This is a genomic window from Granulicella mallensis, assembly GCF_014203225.1.
Lineage (GTDB): Bacteria > Acidobacteriota > Terriglobia > Terriglobales > Acidobacteriaceae > Granulicella > Granulicella mallensis_A.
Window position 1 is genome coordinate 251,630 of record NZ_JACHIO010000004.1, and the last position, 20,145, is coordinate 271,774.

Here is a 20,145-nt window from a genome sequence, read left to right on the forward strand (position 1 = left end):
CTTCTGCCCTTGGTTCTTCTCACAGCTCCCGCTCGCTCACAATCTCCATCGCAACCCATCGTCTGGCATCCCTGGTCGGACGAGATCTTCGCACAAGCCGCGCGAGAGCACAAGTTCGTCCTGCTCGATCTCGAAGCGGTGTGGTGCCATTGGTGCCATGTGATGGACCAGCAAACCTATCGCGATCCCAGCGTACGGCGGCTCATGGGTAAGAGCTACATCGCCGTCAAAGTCGATCAGGACTCGCGGCCCGATATCTCCAACCGCTATGAAGACTACGGCTGGCCTGCGACGGTCATCTTCAACGCGAATGGCGGCGAGATCGTGAAGCGGCAGGGCTATCTTCCACCGAAGCAGATGGCTTCGATCCTGCAGGCGGTGATCGACGATCCCTCGCCCGGCCCCTCTGTGGAGCCGGAGAAGGCCATCACTTATGCCGCGACTCCCTTTCTTGCGCCTGCTCTGCTTGACGCGGTCAAGAAAGAGTATGAGAAACAGTACGACGTCTCCGGCAAAGGCTGGGCCTTCGGCCACAAATATCTCGACGCCGATTCCGTAGAGTACGCCAGCACCCTTGCACGGCAAGGCGACAAGCTGCAAGAGCAGCGCGTCCGTGAGACGCTCCAGGCGGCAGAGGCGCTGATCGATCCGGTGTGGGGCGGAGAGTATCAATACTCGACCGGCGGAAACTGGAAGGAACCGCACTTCGAGAAGCTGCTCTTCATCCAGGCGCAGGGTATACGGACTTACGCGCAGGCCTATGGACAGTTCCACAGCCCGGAGTACCTCACAGCTGCGCAGAACATCCATCGCTACGTTCTCGCCTTCCTCACCAGTCCTGAAGGCGCTTTCTACGTCAGCCAGGATGCCGACCTGATCGAAGGCAAGCATAGCGCGAACTACTTCCAGCTCAATGACGCCAAGCGGCGCGCCCTCGGAATTCCGCGCGTCGACAAGCACCTCTACGCGCGCGAGAGCGGTTGGATGGTCAATGCGCTCTGCACGCTCTATGCCGTTACCGGCGACTCATCGACATTGCAGGAAGCTGTGCGCTCGGCCCGCTGGGTCGTCGCGCATCGCAGCCTGACAAACGGTGGATTCTCTCACGGCGATCAGGATGCTGCCGGGCCCTATCTTGGAGACTCACTCGCGATGGGGCAGGCCTTCCTCTCGCTCTATGAAGTCACCGGTGATCGCGAGTGGCTGAACCGCGCCGAAGCTTCACGACGCTTTATCGCCACCAACTTCGCAGCTTCAACGGGCGCGGGATTCGTAACGTCGAAGACCTCTACCGATCACACCTACAAGCCGCACCCGGAGCGCGACGAAAACGCGCAACTCGCTCGCTTCGCCAATCGGCTCTCGCACTACACAGGCGACAAGGGAGACCGAGAAGCCGCGACACGAGCCATGCGTTATCTTGCAACGCGCGAAGTGGCCATCGCGTGGCTCTCAGCGCCTGTGCTGCTCGCTGAGGCGGAGTTCACCCGGCCTCCTCTTCACATCACCATTGTTGGAGCGAAGAAGGACGTGGGGGCGAAGGCTCTCTTTCAGACCGCTCTCAGTGCAGCTCCGGCCTATAGGAGGCTGGAGTGGTGGGACCCCGCTGAAGGGCCTCTGCCGCTGGCGGATGTTCAGTACCCAACGCTTCCTCACGCTGCAGCGTTTCTGTGCACCGCGACCACCTGTTCTTCTCCTATCTCTGATCCCCATGTCCTCGAGACACGCGTCCGCAAGGCAGGCGAATAATCTGACTTTGCCTCCGCTGCCGCTCCTCAGGAAGGCCGAAGTTCCGGTCCGGCAGGATGCCATTGTCTGACCAGTGGCCCCCCTGGTCCGCTCACCGGATCGGAGGCCGGAAAGGCGACTGTCTTCATCCGCTCGGAGGCTGCTGCGTCGGGCGCCTTGCGGCAGATATCCCACACCTCACCGGGAGGGTAAGCCCCGATTACAAGGAAATCCGGGCTGGCCTCAAGACGGCAGTGCCCAGTGCCTGCGGGGAGCACCGCGACATCCCCTGCCTTGACGACCAACTTGTGCCCGCCCTCTCCGCCAAGCACCAGACGGCCCCATCCCGCGGCGAAACCAAGCACCTCATGCGCCGTGGAGTGGTAGTGGTGGAAGTCATACACTCCGTTCCTCCACTGCGGCGGCCAGCCGTTCCGCAAGAACGCAGCCTCCATCGCGGAAGCCATGTCCCCTCCACCTGCCGCGAAGACACCCCGATAGAGCAATACCGGCAGATGCTCATTGTTGGGCATCCACCCATTCCTTGAGAGGTGCAAGGTCTCAGGAACAGTCTCCGAGGCGAAGGCGGGGCTTCCCATTCCAACGCCAGCCGCAGCCAGCAACGTGTTGAACTGTCGTCTGTCCATGCTGCTCTCTCCCTTCTCCAGAGAGTACACCGCCTGTTGAGCGCCAGGCTTCATTGTCCGGAGACTATCGAGAGAGCTGCTGTTCATACCGTCGAACGGCTCAACTGTCCCTTCTTCATCTCTTTGTCCAGATGCTTAGAGATGCTCTTTGCGATGGCATGCACTACATTCAAACTGTCGGAATCCCTGCGGTTGCTCTTCTTCAGATTCGTATCGATCACAGTCTCACCATGCCGGTCCACGAGCTTTACCTCAAACGCGATCTTGGTGGTGCCAAGGAACATTCCCAGTGGCCCCGTGGAAGCTCGCAGTGCCTGATTGCCCTTTTGGAAGTTCACTACAGCCACTTGCAAGGTGAAGGCCGTGCAACCTGGGCCGGCCGCAATATCGCCAGCGCGGAAGTAGGTCTGCGAGGTTTGTGTACGACGCAATTCCGTGAGGAGGTGCTCGTAGAAGAGCACTCGATACTCAGCAGGTATCTCCATTCCATGGATATCGATAGGCTCAACGAGAATCGTATCTGGTTTTACTCCAGTAGCCGAACAGGTTTGCGACTTAACCGCAGCAAGCGGAGCCGTTTCAGCAAGGATCTTTTTCTGTAACTCGGCCGCTTGCTTCGCGGGTAATTCAAAGATCGCTCCGTGATATCCCTCATGCTCATCGCGATATTCCACGGTGAGAAGATCGACCGACTTCTGAGAGAACGCCCCCAGAGCTGCGCCTCCTCCATAGGGGATTACTTTGCGGGCGATCTGGCCCGTGGTTCCTCCCTTTTCCGCCCGCTCATCTCCGGTGAAAACCGCCGTGATCCGATTGGTGGCAATGAGCGCACGAATATCACTGTTGCTGAACATGAGCGCATCGGGCGTCACGCTCAAATCGCCCTTCGTGTTGGACTTAACGTCCGGCAGCCCCGCCAGATGAATAACGCCTGCCGTGTTCGAGGAAACTACGCCAGACACTTCCGGAGACTGTGCGCTTCCGATAGTCGATACTGCCATGCAGAGGGATAAAGACAGCCAAACACCGGCTCTTTTGAAATATTGCAAAAGGAACATCCTTTCAGATCGTTGCTAAAAATATTGAATGCCAGACCGGCTGGCAGATTCTTCGATGGTGAAGCTTCCAGAGAAGACACCATAGGATCAAGAGAGTTACTGCTCGCGTAGCTCTCTAGCAATCTGACGTTAGCCGCAGATCAATCGATGTCGAGAATTGTCGTGAGCTATCAAAACCTTTTGGCTGAGTTCTGAAATACAGTCCACCCATCATCGAAAAACGACAGTTCTCGACAAAAATATTCCGAGAGTAGGAGAGACAATAGATAGGTGACAGGTCTAACACCACAGATGCCCGTGCAGCCCTCTCGCCTGCTGTTGATCGACGATGACCGATCCCTGGCCGCCTTGATCACCGAATACTGCGGGTCGGGAGGCTTCTCGATCACAGCCGCCGACACCGGCGAAGACGGCATACGCCTGGCCCAACAACAGTATTTTCTTCTGATCATCCTCGATGTCATGCTGCCGGGAATCGACGGCTTCGAAGTACTGAGGCGGATTCGATACTCCTCGAACACGCCTATTCTTATGCTGACGACGCGTGGTGCCGCAAAAGACCGCATCCACGGCCTCGAAAGCGGCGCCGATGACTATCTCCCCAAGCCCTTTCAGCCCGAGGAGTTACTCGCCCGGATACAGTCCATCCTGAGACGAGTTCATCCCAGAGAAAATCTCGCTACTTTTACCTTGGGAGATCTCACGGTAAATAATCTGGAGCGTTCCATCACCCTGGAGGGGCGTCCGCTCGATCTCACAGGCGCGGAGTTCCACCTGCTCAAGGTGCTTCTCAGCCAGCCAGGCATGGCCGTCTCACGCGAGGAGCTCGTACGCCGCATCTTCGGAAGAGAGCCGAGCGGTCTGGACCGCAGCGTCGATAACCTCGTCAACAACCTGCGCAAAAAAATAGGAGCGCACGCCAACGGCAAGGATAGATTCAAGAGCATCCGCAATGTCGGCTACTGCTACATCTGCGGAAACGATGGGGCTACCGCGCCTTGAAGATCTTCATACGTATCTTTGTTATCTTTTGGCTCGTTACCATCGCCATGATCGCGATCTCGCCGTTCCTGCTCTCATCCTCTCTGCCGGATGACAGACTGCGGACGCTTCCGCTGACGGACCTGCAGGCTTGCGCTAAAAGCGTTCTCGATCGATATCAACAGGCCGGGCTCCAGGGACTGCAACAGCAAAAGCCTGCGTGTTACTCCGGAGTATTGCTGAGCCCCCATGGCGTTCCGGTCGCTGGGCTCGCAGGGAGAAAGCTGTCTTCCATGGAGCTCCACCTGGTAGTGGATGTCGAAGGCAGTAAGAGCGTGATGACGAGATCGCTGTTCGCCAAGACCTATGTCGCGCTGCCCGCCGATCCGGACTCCCCAACACCGTATATCTACCTGGCAACGGTCCCCCTCTCCAAGCGTGCTATCGTCGCTTCGCAACTTAATAAGCTGGGACGTCTCCTGGTGGTATCGGGTCTCTTTTCGTGCCTTGTTGCCGCCTATTTTGTGCGGCCTATTGCCCGACTCAGCCATGTAGCGGAACAGTTTGGCAAGGGTGATCTCAAGACAAGGGCCCATCCTTCGCTATCTGAACGCAAGGATGAGATCGGAGAGTTGGGAAAGACGTTCAACCAAATGGCGGAGAGCATCGAATCGCTGGTCGAGCGCTACAGAAGCTTTCTCGCCCATGCCTCGCACGAACTGGGCTCGCCGCTGACGCGCCTCAACATCGCACTGGCCCTGGCCAAGCGAAAGGCCGGCCCGCAACTGGAGCATGAGCTTGGGCGCATCGGCTATGAAGCAGACCGCCTCAACGGCCTGGTACAGGAACTCCTGCTGCTGGCGCGGCTGGAGAGCGGCAACGAACTTACCCGGGACATCGAGCTCTTTGATATCGCTGCGCTGGTGGATGAAGCGTGTGCGGATGTCAGTTACGAGGCGAAAGAGTTTGGCAAGTCCATTCTTATCGTAAGAGGCGAACCTTTCCAAATGCAGGGCTACCGCGATCTGTTGCGCAGGGCTCTCGATAATGTTCTCCGGAATGGATTGCGATTTGCTCAAACCGAAGGTTGTGTTCAGGTCTCGTACTTCCAGAGTTCAGGATCGGCAACAGGCACAATCCTGATCCAGGACGACGGCCCAGGCATCCCTCCCGGGCAGGAAGAGGCTATCTTCGAGCCTTTCTTTACGCTCCCCAACAAGAACTCCGAGGCGATCGCCGGTGGTTCCGGTCTTGGGCTCGCCATCGCCCGGCAAGCGGTGCTGGCGAACCGTGGCGTGATCTCCGCACAGCAGCTTGCAGGAAAAGGCCTGACCCTCTCAATCGAGCTGCCGACGGCAGGGGAGACACCGTTTCCGCCCAGAGCAACAGCTTAACCCGTACTCGACATTTCTCGACACGCAACGACAAAGTTTTGCGGCATGCTTGGAATGAGTATCGTGCAGGGCTGTAAAACGTTCTGCAAACCGAACCGTTCGGTTCCGCAATGCGGGAGGTGTGCTTGTATACGATTTCGGGGTTCCTGTACCGTAACAGGATGTCGAAGTCGAAAAAGGCAGTGTCAGCACCTCCAAAGGAGAGATCAGAAGCCCTGACCGATCATCTGCTGGATGTTGCAGGGAAGTTTTTTCTTGAAAAGGGCTTCGAGGGCGCCAGTGTCAGCCAGATTGCACGACATGCTCATGCATCGAAAGAGACTTTCTACAGCCGCTTTCCGAACAAAGAAGAGCTCTTCCGCGCGGTCATTCGGCGACGCACAGACATCATGGCAGCCGAACTTGGTACGGTCCTGGTCCCTCATGCGCTCCCTGCAAAGGCGCTCACTTCCTTTGGAGAGTTCATGTTAGATCTCGTGCTCTCGGAGGAGACGATCGCCTTGCGCCGCACCCTTTCCATGCAGTGGCGGCAGTTTCCCGAACTTACCAGGATCTTCTATGAGCTGGGCCCGGCACGAACCATTGGCTCGCTTGCCAAATATCTTGAAGAACAGGTGTCTCACGGAAGGTTGCGCAAGCTGAACTCGCAGATAGCCGCCCGCCAGTTTATGGACCTGCTTGCGGCTGAGATGGTCATGCGGGCATCGCTTGGAATCTTTCCCAAACCCACAAGAAACGAAAAGCGCAGGAAAGTGAAGAATACCGTCGAGTTTTTTCTCCGTGGATATGGAGTTTGATATCGGCGTTTCATGGGAAATGAACGAACAGGTCAAGGCCGCTTTCCCCATCCAAATTGGAAATATTTGAATCCGATTCCGCTCCAGTTCAATCCTAGGAGTACCGAACGGTTCGGTTTTATATCGAAACAAGAGACCAGGGAGACAAGCTGTGGCACAGGGCGAGAACGGATCCATCCACGAAAACACAGGGGAACGTTCCCCGGCAGGACAAGAGGCTGCGCAGGACACCTCGCTCGCGCCGCGCCGCCGGAAGCCCTGGTTCCTGCTTGTCGCGCTGGTGCTCGTAGCCGCCATCGTGGTCCTGATAGCGCGGAAGCCGAAAGATACCCAGTCATCCGCCACAGCCGGACCGCAGATTGCAACGATCAAAGCGGCCACAGCTCACCTGGGAGACATCGGCTATTACGTCGATGCCCTGGGGACAGTAACACCGGTTGCCACGGTCAACCTCTACAGCCAGGTCAACGGCACGGTAACCGACGTGCACTACACCGAAGGCCAGATGGTGCATCGTGGCGATCCACTGATCGACATCGACCCGCGCCCCTACGAAGCCCAACTAGAGGAAGCCGAAGGAACCCTGCAGCATGACCGCAGCGTACTGGCGCAGGCGGAGATGGACCTGGCCCGTTATGAAAAGGCCGTGACACTACAGGCCATCGCCCAACAAACCTATGACGACCAGAAGCTTGCGGTCGAACAGTATCGCGGTACGGTAAGAAACGATATCGGCCAGGTGCAGGCCGCGCAGGTGCAGTTGAGCTATTGCCACCTGACCTCACCCATCAATGGGAGGATTGGTCTTCGCCTGATCGATCGCGGCAATACGGTGTTTTCCGGAGCTTCCAACCCACTCGTGATCATCACGCAACTGCAGCCCGTTACGGTCGTCTTCGATGTGGCTGAAGATAATCTCGGCCAGGTTCGCGATCAGATTCTCCATCGCAAGGCACTCCCTGTCGATGCCTTCGATCGATCGCAGGAGACGAAGCTGGCCAGCGGCAAACTGCTGACCCTCGACAACCAGATCGATACCTCAACCGGTACTGTGCGATTTCGCGCTCAGTTCGATAACAACGACCTCACGCTCTATCCCAACCAGTTTGTGAATGCGCGCCTGCTGGTAAAGACGCTCAAGAACGCAGTGCTTGTTCCCTCCGCGGCAGTGCAGCGAAATGGCACGCAGGCCTTTGTCTATGTCGTCACCGGAAACACGGTCAAGATACAAGCGGTCACAGAGCTCACCACTGAAGGCGACGTCTCTGCTGTGACTGGAATCGATGCGGGCACGGTTGTTCCAGTGACCGGCTTCGACAAGCTGCAAAGCGGTTCGACCGTGACGATCCAAAGCATGCAGGCCTTTGACTCCGGCCAGCAACGGCTGGAGAGGACGCAGGACAAGTCAGGGAGCACGCTGTGAGCCCTTCACGCCTCTTTATTCAACGGCCCGTAGCCACAGCACTGTTGATGGCCGCGGTTCTTGTGGTGGGACTTGCCGCCTACTCGAGCCTGCCGGTCTCAGCCTTGCCTCAGGCGGACTATCCCACCATCCAGGTTCAGACCTTCTATCCGGGAGCCAGCCCGGAGGTTATGTCCTCCGCGGTTACCGCGCCGCTTGAGCGCCAGTTCGGACAGGTAGCCGGTCTTACGCAGATGACCTCGACCAGCTCCGACGGCAGCTCCGTCATCGTGCTGCAGTTCGCGCTCACGCTCAATATCGACGTTGCAGAACAAGAAGTGCAGGCAGCCATCAACGCTGCCCAGGGCTATCTGCCGACAGACCTGCCCGTACCGCCTGTCTACAGCAAGTCGAATCCCGCCGACGCTCCGGTGCTCACACTGGCGCTTACCTCCGAGACCATGCCGCTCTCGAAGGTGGAAGACCTCGTCGACACCAGGCTCGCGCCCAAGATCTCCCAGTTGAGCGGCGTTGGACTGGTTACGATCAGCGGCGGCCAAAAGCCGGCCGTACGTATCCAGGCGAATCCGGTCGCTCTCGCTTCCTACGGCATCAACCTCGAAGACCTTCGTACAGCTCTCACCGATACCAGTGTCAACAGCGCGAAGGGCACCTTCGACGGCCCGGCGCAGAACTTCCAGATCAACGCGAACGATCAGTTGCTCTCGAGCGATGGCTATCGCGATGTCATCGTCGCCTATAAAAACGGTGCACCGGTGATGCTGACCGACGTCGCGAAGATCACCGACGGTGTAGAGAACACAAAGCTTGCCGCGTGGATGAATGAGACACCCGCCGTCATCCTGAACATCCAGCGCCAGCCGGGCGCCAACACCATTGCGGTGGTTCAGGAGATAGAGCAGCTACTGCCGAAGCTGCAGGCCAGCCTCCCGGTCTCCATCAAGCTGCATGTACTTACCGATCGCACCACGACCATCCGCGCTTCGGTCAAGGATGTCGAGTTTGAGTTGATGCTCACGATTGCTCTGGTCGTGATGGTCATCTTCGTCTTTCTCAGAAATATTGCAGCTACCATCATTCCGGCGGTTGCTGTGCCCCTCTCGCTGGTCGGCACGCTGGCAGCGATGCACCTGCTGGGCTACAGCCTGAACAACCTCACGCTGATGGCCTTCACCATCTCGACCGGCTTCGTCGTCGATGACGCTATCGTGATGATCGAGAACATCTCACGCTATCTCGAAGACGGCATGGCTCCGATGGAGGCAGCCCTCAAGGGAGCCGAGCAGATCGGCTTCACCATCGTCTCGCTGACGATCTCGCTCATCGCCGTCCTGATTCCCCTGCTCTTCATGGGCGATATCGTTGGACGGCTCTTCCGCGAGTTCGCCGTCACGCTCAGCATTACCATCCTCATCTCTGCCCTCGTCTCACTCACGCTCACTCCCATGATGAGTTCGCGGATGCTTCACCACACGCCACCGTCCGAGCAGAACCGCTTCTATCGCTGGACCGAAGATCTCTTCGACCGCATCATTGCTGCCTACGGTCGTAGCCTGCGGTGGGTGTTGCGGCACGAGACCGTTGCCCTGCTGGTTGCGGCGGCGATGCTTTTGATTACTGTCTTTCAGTACATCGAAATCCCCAAAGGCTTCTTCCCGACACAAGATACCGGCATCATTCAGGGCATTACGCAGGCGCCGGAGTCTATCTCTTTCACAGCCATGTCGCAGAAGCAGCAGCAGCTAAGCCATGCGATCCTCCAGGACCCGGCAGTTGCAAGCCTGTCTTCTTTCATCGGTGCCGACGGAACGAATACCACGCTCAACAGCGGCCGCATCCAGATCAACCTCAAGCCTATCGAGGAGAGACACCTCACCTCCAGCCAGGTAATCGCCCGGCTACAGAAGAGCATTCAGCAGATACCGGGGATTCAGCTCTACATGGAACCGGTACAGGACCTCACCGTCGACGACCGCGTCAGCCGCACGCAATATCAATACACGCTGGAAGACCCGAATGTTGAGGAGCTGAACGCCTGGACCACAAAGCTGGTCGCTGAACTGCGGAAGTTACCGCAGATCACTGATGTAGCGACCGACCAGCAGACCAATGGTGTGAGCGCACAGCTCTCCATTGACCGGGCCACGGCATCGCGTCTGAACATCACACCCGACCAGATCGATTCCACGCTCTACGACGCGTTCGGGCAGCGGCAGATCAGCACGCTCTACACGCAATCCAATCAGTATCACGTCATTCTCGAAGCTCTGCCCGACTTCCAGAAAAACCCCTCCAAGCTGAACGATATCTACATACAAGGTTCGAACAGCTCTAGCTCTTCCTCTACGGCACAGAGCACCTCGGGCAGGACCTCGGCTGGCGGCAGCGCTACCGTAGCCACGTTGTCTCCCTCTTCCAATCAGGGACTGTCAGCCTCCGCGCCGAGCACCGTGCTTTCCAACACCAGTGGAACCAGCACGACCCTCTCCAGCACCGGCAATAGCCTTTCTTCCATAGGCTCTACAAATAGCAACACCAGCCTGGCGGCGACCACGCCGACCACCGTGCTCTCTTCCTCCGGATCGGGATCGTCGTCCTCTACGTCTTCTTCCAGCCAGGGCTCTGGAGGCTCTTCGTCCAGCTCTTCTCCCTCGCCCTCAACCCCTGTTCCGCTCTCAGCCGTCAGCCATTTCGCGACGATCAAAGCTCCGCTTACCGTGGCGCATCAGGGACAGTTTCCGGTCGTGACGATCTCCTTCAACGTTGCCCCTGGAGCGGCTCTTGGACAGGCAGTCGATGCCGTCGAGAAGACCCAGCTCGATCTGCATATGCCGGCCAGTGTGCAGACCAGCTTCCAGGGAACGGCCGCAGCCTACAAAGCTATCGGCTCGAATGAAGCCATCCTGATTCTTGCCGCGCTGGTGGCCGTTTATATCGTTCTCGGCATCCTGTACGAAAGTTTCATTCATCCGATCACCATTCTCTCCACGCTGCCTTCCGCGGGAGTCGGCGCTCTGTTAGCCCTGCGCCTCTTCCATCAGGACTTCGACATCATCGCGGTCATTGGAATCATTCTCTTGATCGGCATCGTGAAGAAGAACGGCATCATGGTGGTGGACTTCGCGCTCGAAGCAGAACGCACGCGCGGGAAGAGTTCGGTGGAAGCCATCTTCGAGGCCTCGCAGCTTCGCTTCCGCCCCATCCTGATGACTACGCTCTGCGCACTCTTCGCAGGCATACCGCTGGCCTTCGGTTCCGGGATCGGCTCGGAGCTGCGGCGTCCACTCGGTATTGCCATGGTTGGTGGCTTGCTGGTCAGCCAGATTCTCACCCTCTACACGACGCCAGTCATCTACGTCTTCTTCGATCGCCTCGCACAACGGTTCGGGCACCGGACACAAACCGCATTCGATCGTCCGGCCACAGCGGAGCAGCTATGAACATCTCTGCTCCGTTTATCAAGCGGCCCGTCGCTACGACTTTGTTCGCGGTTGCCATTACGATTGCCGGTCTCATCGCCTTTCAGGCCCTGCCTGTTTCCTCACTGCCCCAGGTAGACTTCGCGACGATCACGGTAGCCACATCGCTCCCCGGAGCAAGCCCCGAGGTCATGGCCTCGTCGGTCGCAACGCCGCTCGAACGTCAGTTCGGCCACATCGCCGGCATCACGCAGATGACCTCGTCGAGCACGCTGAGCATCTCGTCTATCACGCTGCAGTTCGATCTCACGCGTGACGTCGATGGAGCCGCACGCGATGTCGAGGCTGCGATCAATGCGGCACGTACTTATCTGCCGACAAACCTTCCCGCCAATCCGACGTACAGAAAAGTAAACTCGGCGGCGGCTCCAATCATGGTGCTCAGCCTCACCTCGGATACAGCAGACCAGGGTGCGATGTATGATACCGCCTCCTCGATCATCGAGCAGAAGCTCTCGCAACTGCAGGGAGTAGGACAGGTACAGGTAGTCGGCAGCTCGCTTCCCGCCGTTCGCGTGGATCTCGATCCACAGCAGCTCAACAGCTACGGGATCGGCACGCAGGATGTCGCCCATGCGATCTCTCTACAGAACTCCAATCGTCCGAAGGGACAGTTCAGCGACGAGTTCACCACAGCCGACATTACCGCGAACGACCAGATCTCCAAGGCGAAGGACTATGCCCCGCTCGTCGTAGGCAGCAACAACGGAAGAGTCGTGCGGCTGCGCGATGTCGCCCGCGTCTTCGATTCCGTACAGACGATTCGCTCCGCGGGCTTCGTCAATGGAAAGCCCTGCGTCATCCTGCTCGTCTTCCGGCTGCCGAATGCGAACGTCATCGATACCGTCGATCGCATAAAAAAAGAGCTACCCTCGATCCGCGCATCCATTCCCGTGGGAGACCAGCTCTCCATCAACACCGACCTCACCACAACCATCCGTGCCTCCGTCAACGATGTCGAGCGAACGCTCCTCCTCTCCGTCGTGCTGGTCGTGGCCGTCGTCTTCGTATTTCTGCGCAGCCCCCGCGCCATCCTGATTCCCGGAGTTGCCGTAGCCGTCTCGCTCATCGGCACCTTCGCGGTCATGTATCTCTTTGGCTATACCATCGACAACCTGTCCCTGATGGCGCTCACAATCTCCACCGGCTTCGTTGTCGATGATGCCATCGTCGTCATGGAGAACATCACCCGCTTCATCGAGGAAGGGATGCCACCGATGAAGGCGGCGTTCAAGGGCGCGCAGGAAGTCGGCTTCACTGTTCTCTCCATGAGCCTCTCGCTCATGGCGGTCTTCGTCCCCATTCTCTTCATGGGTGGAATCGTAGGACGGCTCTTCCACGAGTTTGCTTTTACGCTCGACACTTCTATCGCTGTCTCGATGGTGATCTCGCTGACGGTCACCCCCATGATGTGCGCCTACCTGTTGAAGCCAGCGAAGGGGCAGAAACATGGGCACCTCTATCGCCTCAGTGAACGCGGCTTCGATCTCCTGCTGGAAGGCTATCGCCGCAGCCTCACCTGGACACTTCAACACCCGGCGCTGGTCGTTCTGACCTTCGTTCTAACGCTGGTCCTCAACGTCGTCCTCGTCGTGCGCGTACCCAAGGGCTTCTTTCCCCTGCAGGACACAGGCATTCTGCTGGGAGGAATTCAGGGCTCGCAGGATGCCTCGTTCCAGTCGATGAAGACCTCCCTCCTCGATGTGCAGAGCATCATCTCGAAGGACCCGGCCGTGAGCAGCGTTGCCGGGTTTACCGGTGGACAAGGCGGGCCCGGCGGTGGCGCCAGCAACACGGGCTTCGTCTTCGTGAGTCTCAAACCGCTCACAGACCGCAATAATGTCAGCGCAGCGTCAGTGCTGGACCGCCTGCGTCCAAAGCTCGGCGCACTGCCCGGGGCGTCCACCTTCCTGCAGCCTGGACAGGATCTCTCCGTGGGCGGCCGGCAGAGCAACGCAGCCTATCAGTACCAACTCTCCGCCGATACTGTCGATGCGTTGTCCACATGGGCTCCGATTCTCTATTCCGAGATGCGCAAGATGCCGCAACTGAAGGACGTGACCACCGACCAGCAGAACAACGGCCTTCAGATGCTGTTGAACTACGATCGCCCGACGGCAGCGCGATTCGGCATTACACCGCAGCTTATCGATAACGCCCTCTACTTTGAGTTTGGCGAGTCGCAGGTCTCCACCATCTACACCTCTCTGAATCAGTACTACGTGGTCATGGAGGCCGCGCCGCAGTTCTATCGCAATCCCTCCACGCTCGATTCGACCTATCTGCACGTCTCAGGTCCAGGCGCGGTGCCGCTTAACGCCTTCACCCACAAGAAGATTTCCACCTCAGCGCTGGCTATCAATCACTCGTCGTTTTTCCCGTCGGTTACGATCTCGTTCAATCTCGCTTCCGGAGTTTCGCTCGGGCAGGCGACAGCCCTCATCACCCAGATGCAGCAGCGCGTCGGCGCTCCAGCCACAGTGCGAAGCCAGTTTGCAGGCACGGCGGAGACCTTCCAGAAATCGCTCTCGACGGAGCCTCTGCTCATCATCACGGCACTGCTCGCCATCTATATCGTTCTCGGTGTTCTGTATGAGAGCCTCATCCATCCCATCACGATTCTCACCACGCTCCCTTCGGCCAGCGTAGGCGCGATCTTTGCTCTCATCGTCTTTCACAGCGAACTCGACATCATCTCGCTCATCGGAATCTTTCTGCTCATCGGAATCGTGAAGAAGAACGCCATCATGATGATCGACTTCGCGCTGCAGGCCGAGCGCGAAGAGGGCAAGAGCACGCGCGACTCCATCTTTGAAGCCTGCATGCTGCGCTTCCGGCCCATTCTCATGACCACGCTGGCCGCGCTCTTTGGCGCGCTCCCACTGGCTCTCGGTCACGGAACGGGATCGGAGCTGCGCCGTCCACTGGGCGTTGCTATCGCCGGCGGCCTGGTCTTCAGCCAACTACTCACGCTGTACACCACTCCGGTGATCTATCTCTACTTCGACCGGATGAGTCAGCGGTTCAAACAGCGTCACAACCATCGACTCGGCACGACACAGAACCCCGCTGCCATTTAGAGGAAATAAAACCAATGGCTTCCCTTTTTTATTTCGCATCAACTCCTCGACGCCGCACCATGACTGCAGCTATCGCCGGAACCCTGCTGCTTCTGCAGGGCTGCAGGGTTGGCCCCAAGTACATTCCGCCTGTGGTCCAGGCTCCTCCGGCGTTCAAAGAAGTCGCACCGCAGGTAGCTGCGGACGGCAGCACCTGGAAACCTGCCACACCGCAGGATGCAACTCTGCGCGGCAAGTGGTGGGAGATCTATCAAGAGCCCGAACTCAACGCGCTTGAAGACAAGCTGAATATCTCCAACCAGAACATCGCGCAGTCTTTTCAGAACTTCATGGCAGCGCGTACTCAGGTGCGACAGGCTCGGGCCAGCTATTCGCCTACAGTTACGACCACGCCTGCCTACACACGGGCTCGCGCCTCAGGCAATGAAGGCGCCCAGGGGCTTAGCAATGCGAATCTCAACAGCAACGACTTCAATCTTCCGTTTGATGTGTCGTGGGAGCCTGACGTTTGGGGACGCATTCGGAACACTGTCCGCGAGTACGCCAACGCGGCCCAGGTCAGCGCAGCCGATCTCGCCAACGAACGGCTCACAGAGCAGGCGAACCTTGCCGTCGACTACTTCGAGATTCGCGGTCAGGATGAACTGATCGCGCTCTATCAGCAATCCATCGAAGCCGAGCGCCAGAGCCTCAAGCTCACACAGGTCCTGCGAACGACCGGCATCGACGACGATCAGGCCATTGCCCAGGCAGAGCTCAACCTCCGGACAGCCGAGGCAACAGCGACTAATCTCGGTGTTGCCCGGGCCCAGTATGAGCACGCCATCGCGCTATTGATTGGCGAGCCCGCATCGACGTTTTCTATCCCGGTGCGCTCTCTTACGACAGAGGTTCCCGCCATTCCGGTGGGGGTGCCTTCGGAACTTTTGCAGCGCCGTCCTGACATTGCCGCAGCGGAACGCACCATGTCGCAAGCGAATGCTCTCATCGGCGTGGAGACAGCAGCTTTCTATCCCAGCTTCAGTCTCTCCGCGGAAGGCGGCCTGCAGAGCTCCAGCATAGGAAACTGGTTTGCATGGCCCAGCCGTTTCTTCTCCGTTGGCCCCTCCGCATCGCAGACGCTCTTTGATGCCGGCCTGCGCCGCGCCACCATCGCACAGTACCAGGCGCAGTACGACGGCGATGTCGCCGCTTATCGACAGTCGGTGCTTACCGCGTTTCAGCAGACTGAGGACTACCTGGCTTCCCTGCGCATCCTCGCGCAACAGAGGCAACAGCAACAGCAGGCGATCGCAGCGGCACAGCGGTACTACGATCTGGCGGATGTCCGGTATCGCACCGGAGTCGATACCTACCTGAATGTCTTCACCGCGCAGACGACCTTGCTCAGCAATCAGCAGACCGCGGTCACGCTGCACGTACAGCAGGTAACCAGCAGTGTTCAGCTCATAGAAGCCCTTGGCGGAGGCTGGGATGTAAGTCAGCTTCCCTCTGAGAAATCAGTTGCAGCCAAGAAGATGTAAACGCCCTTCAAACGAGAGGTAGATCGAACCATGGCAAGCGTCTCTTCACGAATAAGAGCATTCCGTACCGCCTCGTGGATTACGGCTCTGAACGTCCTTATAGCGAGCGGCTTTTCCATTGCAGGACTCCTTCGTCCTGAGTCCATCCTGCCCGCCGGTTATGTCCCTACCAATGCCTCGTTCGTCTTTGCGCTGTATGCGGCTGCCCGCTCGATCTCGCTGGCGTGTGTCGTATTCGTAGCCATCTACAAACGCTGGATATCGGTACTTGTCGTCCTTGGTAGCCTTGCAGGGGTTATTCAGTTTTTCGATTCCATCGTCGGCCTCGTGCAGCAAGATCCAGGAAAGACCTATGGGCCCTTTGTCATCGCTATTGCCCAGTTGTATGCCGTGATCCGGCTGGTACGTTCGAACTAAGACAAACCTTTATCTGCACTCTTCAGGACAATCCGGCCTCGCTGGACAGTCAAAGCGTGATCGTGCGATCTTGTCTACGCTATTTTCTTGATCATTCTCATGACGCGAATAGGCCACAGCCAGATTGACCGGTTTGAAGTGGCGGGTCCTCTTGAGAAATTGAGAAAAGTGGCAAAGAAAACCGCTCGACTCCATCCGACAGAGGTCTCATGACACACCAGTGTTGCAAGTTCATGGCACGTATCCATCGTCCCGCCTTCTTTGTGAACGGAATATCGTTCGGAACCGGAAAACGCCGGAGTTTTTCCTCCGCGCTTCTTCTGGGTCTTACGCTCAGCGCACTTCCTCTTCTGACCAGTCGAGGATCGGCGCAGGCCACACCCAACTTCGGCCCAAATGTTTCCATCATCACTCCCGATATGCCGAGCGCGACAATTCAGAGCAAGCTGGATTCTCTTTCGCAGGAGGCCCAGTTCAGCACGAATCGTCATGCGGTGCTGTTCATGCCGGGAACCTACAGCGTCCAGGCGCAGGTAGGCTACTACGAGTCCGTCTCCGGTCTGGGCGAGTCGCCGAATGACGTCACCATTAACGGCTCCATCGAACAGAATGAGGTGGACGAGTTTGGCGCGCTCACCACCATCTTCTGGCGCTCGATTGAGAACATGAGAGAAAACTCGCCGACGACGCTGCAATGGGGCGTCTCGCAGGGCATATCCTTCCGGAGGATGCAGGTCAACGGAGCGATGGAGCTGACCAATGCTGCCTGCAACTTTTCGAGCGGCGGCTTCATCTCGGACACCGTAGTTACTGGAAATCTCAACTCCTGCTCGCAGCAGCAGTGGTACACACGCAACAGCCAGATCGGAAGCTGGAGTGGAAGTAACTGGAACATGGTCTTCTCCGGAGTAGAAGGTGCCCCGTTCTCAAACTATCCGAGCAATACGTTCACCGTGCTTCCAACGACTCCAGTAAGCCGTGAGAAGCCCTTCCTGTATGTGGACAAACGGAACAGGTTCAACGTCTTTGTGCCGACGCTGCAAGAAGGCTCGTCCGGGATCACCTGGTCACACGGGCTCGATCATGGATACTCACTCCCCATCGACGACTTCTTTATCGCACAGCCTTCGACTCCTGTCACACAGATCAACAGGGCCTTGGCCGAGGGCAAGAATCTGATTCTGACTCCCGGCATCTATCCGCTTCAAGGATCGATCAACATCACGAGGCCGAACACGGTCGTGCTGGGCCTGGGCTACCCGACACTGGTTCCCCAGACAGGAACCGCAGCCATCACGGTCGCCGACGTCGACGGAGTGCGGCTTGCAGCCCTGTTGATCGATGCAGGGCCCGTCAACTCCCCTGTCTTGATGCAGGTTGGAAGCTCCCAAAGTTGGTTCGGGAATCAGAACGGAGGGAGACCCTCGCACCATTTGAACCCGACGTCTCTTAACGACGTCTTCTTCCGCATCGGCGGAGGCACGCCGGGCACTGCGACCACCACGCTCCAGATCGACAGCAACGACGTCATCCTGGACAACATCTGGGCGTGGCGCGCGGACCACGGAAACGGTGTCGGATGGACCGTCAACGTGGCCGAACATGGTGTGATTGTCAACGGAGACAACGTCACCGCGCTCGGCCTCGCCGTCGAACACTACGAGCAGGCTCAGGTGCAGTGGAACGGCGAACGCGGCGAAACGATCTTCTACCAGAGCGAACTGCCCTACGACCCGCCCAGCCAGAGCGCATGGATGGATGGTAGCGCGAATGGTTATCCCTCCTATGTGGTTGCTCCGCAGGTCAAGAACCATACGGCCTACGGCATGGGCGTTTATTCGTTCTTCAACCAGGGTGTCGATATCGTCGAAGACAGCGGGATCTCGGTGCCGAATACGCCCGGCGTTACGGTGACGCATGCCGTTTCCGTCTTCCTGCCGGGAAGCGGCTCCATCACGCATGTGGTGGACGAGGCTGGAGGCTCGGTACAGAGCGGCACCCAGACAAGCTTTCTGCCGTTCTATCAGGGCGCGCCCTGCACCTTCGGCTGCCCGATAGCACCGGCTGCTCCGGGCGATCTAAAGGCTGCCATAGTGTCTTCCAATCAGATCGATCTTTCCTGGAGACCGAGCTTTAGCCCGGGTGTCCGCTACAGCGTATTTCGCGGTATGTCTTCCGGCTTCGCACCCTCGGCGAGCGACCTGGTCTACTCGGGCGTGATTGGCACTTCGTACACGGATAACGCAGTCAACCCTGGGACGACTTACTACTACGTCGTCGAAGCGACGAACGACAGTGGCACGTCGGGCGCCTCCAATGAGGCAACCGCCGCGATCCCCAGCACCGGTGGAGTCATCAGCCAGGATGTGATCGACATCAGCGCAGGCGGCCCGGCCAACGGAAGTTGGGTTGCAGACGAAGACTTTACAGGCGGCACTGCCACCAGCACAGGAGCGTCGGTCAACACCTCGCTCGTCGCGAATCCTGCACCGCAATCCGTATACCAGCACAACCGCTTCGGTCCGATGACCTATACGATTCCGGGGCTGACGCCTAACGGGAAGTATGTCGTGGACCTGCACTTTGCAGAGACCTTCTGGACCGCGCCTGGGCAGCGCGAATTCAACGTGCTGATCAATGGCAAGGAGGTGCTGAGAAACTTCGACATCATCGCCTATGCTGGCAAGATCGACACCGCGGTCGTACAGTCGCTGTCTGCGATTGCCGACTCCACCGGAACAATCACGATCCAGTTCACGGTGGGCGCGGCGGATAATCCGCAGATCAACGGCATCGAGATCGGGCTTCTGTGCAAGACAAATTGCCCGGCTGCTCCAGCAGCTCCGAAGAAGCTGACGGCAACCGAAGCCTCAACGAAGCAGATCAACCTGACATGGTCCGCGAGTGCTACTCCGGGAGTTACCTACAGCGTGTTTCGCAGCCAGGAGCCTGGGTTCGCGACCACGGCCGCAAGTGAACTGGCTTCGGGACTGACGGGAACAACCTACTCGGATACCAGTGCGAATCCCGCGACAACCTACTACTACGCCGTCGCTGCCCTGAACCAGGCTGGACTTTCAGTTGCCACGAATGAAGCCAGCATCACGACTCTGACCGCTGGAGGCGCCATCGCTTCCGACGTTCTGGACATCAATGCCGGTGGAGCGGCAGTGGGCTCCTGGGCAGCCGATGAAGACTTCTCCGGTGGCACGGCGACGAGCACCAGCGCCGCAGTCAATACCTCGAAGATTCCCAACCCCGCCCCTGAAGCGGTCTACCAGACGAATCGCTTTGGTCCGATGACGTATACGATTCCCGGCCTGACGCCGGGAGCCAGCTACATCGTGGATCTGCACTTCGCCGAGACGTTCTGGACAGCTCCGGGACAACGACTGTTCAATGTCCTGATCAATGGCAGCCAGGTCCTAACGAACTACGATATCTTCGCGTCGGCGGGCGGGGAGTTTATCGCGACAGTGCAGTCGTTCGCAGTAACGGCGGATAACACCGGAACCCTTACGATTCAGTTCGTCGTCGGGGCTGCGGACAATCCCCAGATCAACGGGATCGAGGTTGGAAAAGCAAAGTAGTCCGGATAGAGAAAGCTGTTGGTATCGC

12 protein-coding genes are annotated in these 20,145 nt (G+C 58.2%); 10 read left to right on the forward strand and 2 right to left on the reverse strand.

Features of this window, described 5'->3' with window-relative positions; genetic code table 11:
- The first annotated feature begins 9 nt into the window (after window positions 1-9).
- Window positions 10-1,749 (forward strand): thioredoxin domain-containing protein, encoded by a 1,740-nt coding sequence (locus tag HDF15_RS05820; protein ID WP_184253646.1) that lies wholly within the window; start codon window positions 10-12, stop codon window positions 1,747-1,749.
- Between the two features lie 26 nt (window positions 1,750-1,775).
- Here the strand turns inward: HDF15_RS05820 and HDF15_RS05825 are convergent, their stop codons facing one another.
- Together HDF15_RS05825 and HDF15_RS05830 are read right to left on the reverse strand one after the other, a co-directional pair.
- Complete coding sequence (locus tag HDF15_RS05825) at window positions 1,776-2,462, reverse strand: cupin (RefSeq protein ID WP_260330862.1); 687 nt, start codon at window positions 2,460-2,462, stop codon at window positions 1,776-1,778.
- Window positions 2,459-3,376, reverse strand: coding sequence for a hypothetical protein (locus HDF15_RS05830; protein ID WP_184253650.1), 918 nt, complete (start codon window positions 3,374-3,376; stop codon window positions 2,459-2,461). Before HDF15_RS05830 ends, HDF15_RS05825 begins: the two co-directional genes overlap by 4 nt.
- A 327-nt stretch (window positions 3,377-3,703) precedes the next feature.
- Between HDF15_RS05830 and HDF15_RS05835 the strand changes: the two genes are divergently transcribed.
- The 9 genes from HDF15_RS05835 to HDF15_RS05875 all read left to right on the forward strand — a co-directional run bounded on the left by HDF15_RS05835 (window position 3,704) and on the right by HDF15_RS05875 (window position 20,117).
- Window positions 3,704-4,435, forward strand: coding sequence for a response regulator transcription factor (locus HDF15_RS05835; RefSeq protein ID WP_311733043.1), 732 nt, complete (start codon window positions 3,704-3,706; stop codon window positions 4,433-4,435).
- On the forward strand, window positions 4,432-5,808 hold the full coding sequence (locus tag HDF15_RS05840; RefSeq protein ID WP_184253652.1) for an ATP-binding protein: 1,377 nt from the start codon (window positions 4,432-4,434) through the stop codon (window positions 5,806-5,808). Before HDF15_RS05835 ends, HDF15_RS05840 begins: the two co-directional genes overlap by 4 nt.
- Window positions 5,809-5,990: 182 nt before the next feature.
- On the forward strand, window positions 5,991-6,605 hold the full coding sequence (locus HDF15_RS05845) for a TetR/AcrR family transcriptional regulator (protein WP_184253654.1): 615 nt from the start codon (window positions 5,991-5,993) through the stop codon (window positions 6,603-6,605).
- A 151-nt stretch (window positions 6,606-6,756) separates the two neighbouring features.
- A complete protein-coding gene (locus HDF15_RS05850) occupies window positions 6,757-8,028 on the forward strand; it encodes an efflux RND transporter periplasmic adaptor subunit (RefSeq protein ID WP_184253656.1) in 1,272 nt (423 codons plus the stop codon).
- Entirely contained in the window at window positions 8,025-11,468 is a 3,444-nt protein-coding gene (locus HDF15_RS05855; RefSeq protein ID WP_184253658.1) for an efflux RND transporter permease subunit, read from the forward strand. The genes HDF15_RS05850 and HDF15_RS05855 overlap by 4 nt, the downstream gene beginning before the upstream one ends.
- Window positions 11,465-14,587 (forward strand): efflux RND transporter permease subunit, encoded by a 3,123-nt coding sequence (locus HDF15_RS05860; protein WP_184253660.1) that lies wholly within the window; start codon window positions 11,465-11,467, stop codon window positions 14,585-14,587. The genes HDF15_RS05855 and HDF15_RS05860 overlap by 4 nt, the downstream gene beginning before the upstream one ends.
- Before the next feature lie 14 nt (window positions 14,588-14,601).
- The gene (locus HDF15_RS05865; protein WP_184253662.1) at window positions 14,602-16,110 is read left to right on the forward strand and encodes an efflux transporter outer membrane subunit; all 1,509 of its coding nucleotides are present in this window, start codon (window positions 14,602-14,604) and stop codon (window positions 16,108-16,110) included.
- A gap of 30 nt (window positions 16,111-16,140) precedes the next feature.
- On the forward strand, window positions 16,141-16,527 hold the full coding sequence (locus HDF15_RS05870) for a hypothetical protein (protein ID WP_184253664.1): 387 nt from the start codon (window positions 16,141-16,143) through the stop codon (window positions 16,525-16,527).
- 209 nt (window positions 16,528-16,736) lie between these two features.
- Window positions 16,737-20,117, forward strand: coding sequence for a malectin domain-containing carbohydrate-binding protein (locus HDF15_RS05875; protein ID WP_184253666.1), 3,381 nt, complete (start codon window positions 16,737-16,739; stop codon window positions 20,115-20,117).
- Window positions 20,118-20,145 lie beyond the last annotated feature (28 nt).

What these genes read in the sequence shown, in the direction of transcription:
- HDF15_RS05825 (WP_260330862.1), bottom strand. Translation starts at nt 2,462, where the DNA reads ATGAACAGCAGCTCTCTCGATAGTCTCCGGACAATGAAGCCTGGCGCT.
- HDF15_RS05830 (WP_184253650.1), bottom strand. Translation starts at nt 3,376, where the DNA reads ATGGCAGTATCGACTATCGGAAGCGCACAGTCTCCGGAAGTGTCTGGC.
- HDF15_RS05860 (WP_184253660.1), top strand. Translation starts at nt 11,465, where the DNA reads ATGAACATCTCTGCTCCGTTTATCAAGCGGCCCGTCGCTACGACTTTG.
- HDF15_RS05865 (WP_184253662.1), top strand. Translation starts at nt 14,602, where the DNA reads ATGGCTTCCCTTTTTTATTTCGCATCAACTCCTCGACGCCGCACCATG.
- HDF15_RS05870 (WP_184253664.1), top strand. Translation starts at nt 16,141, where the DNA reads ATGGCAAGCGTCTCTTCACGAATAAGAGCATTCCGTACCGCCTCGTGG.
- HDF15_RS05875 (WP_184253666.1), top strand. Translation starts at nt 16,737, where the DNA reads ATGACACACCAGTGTTGCAAGTTCATGGCACGTATCCATCGTCCCGCC.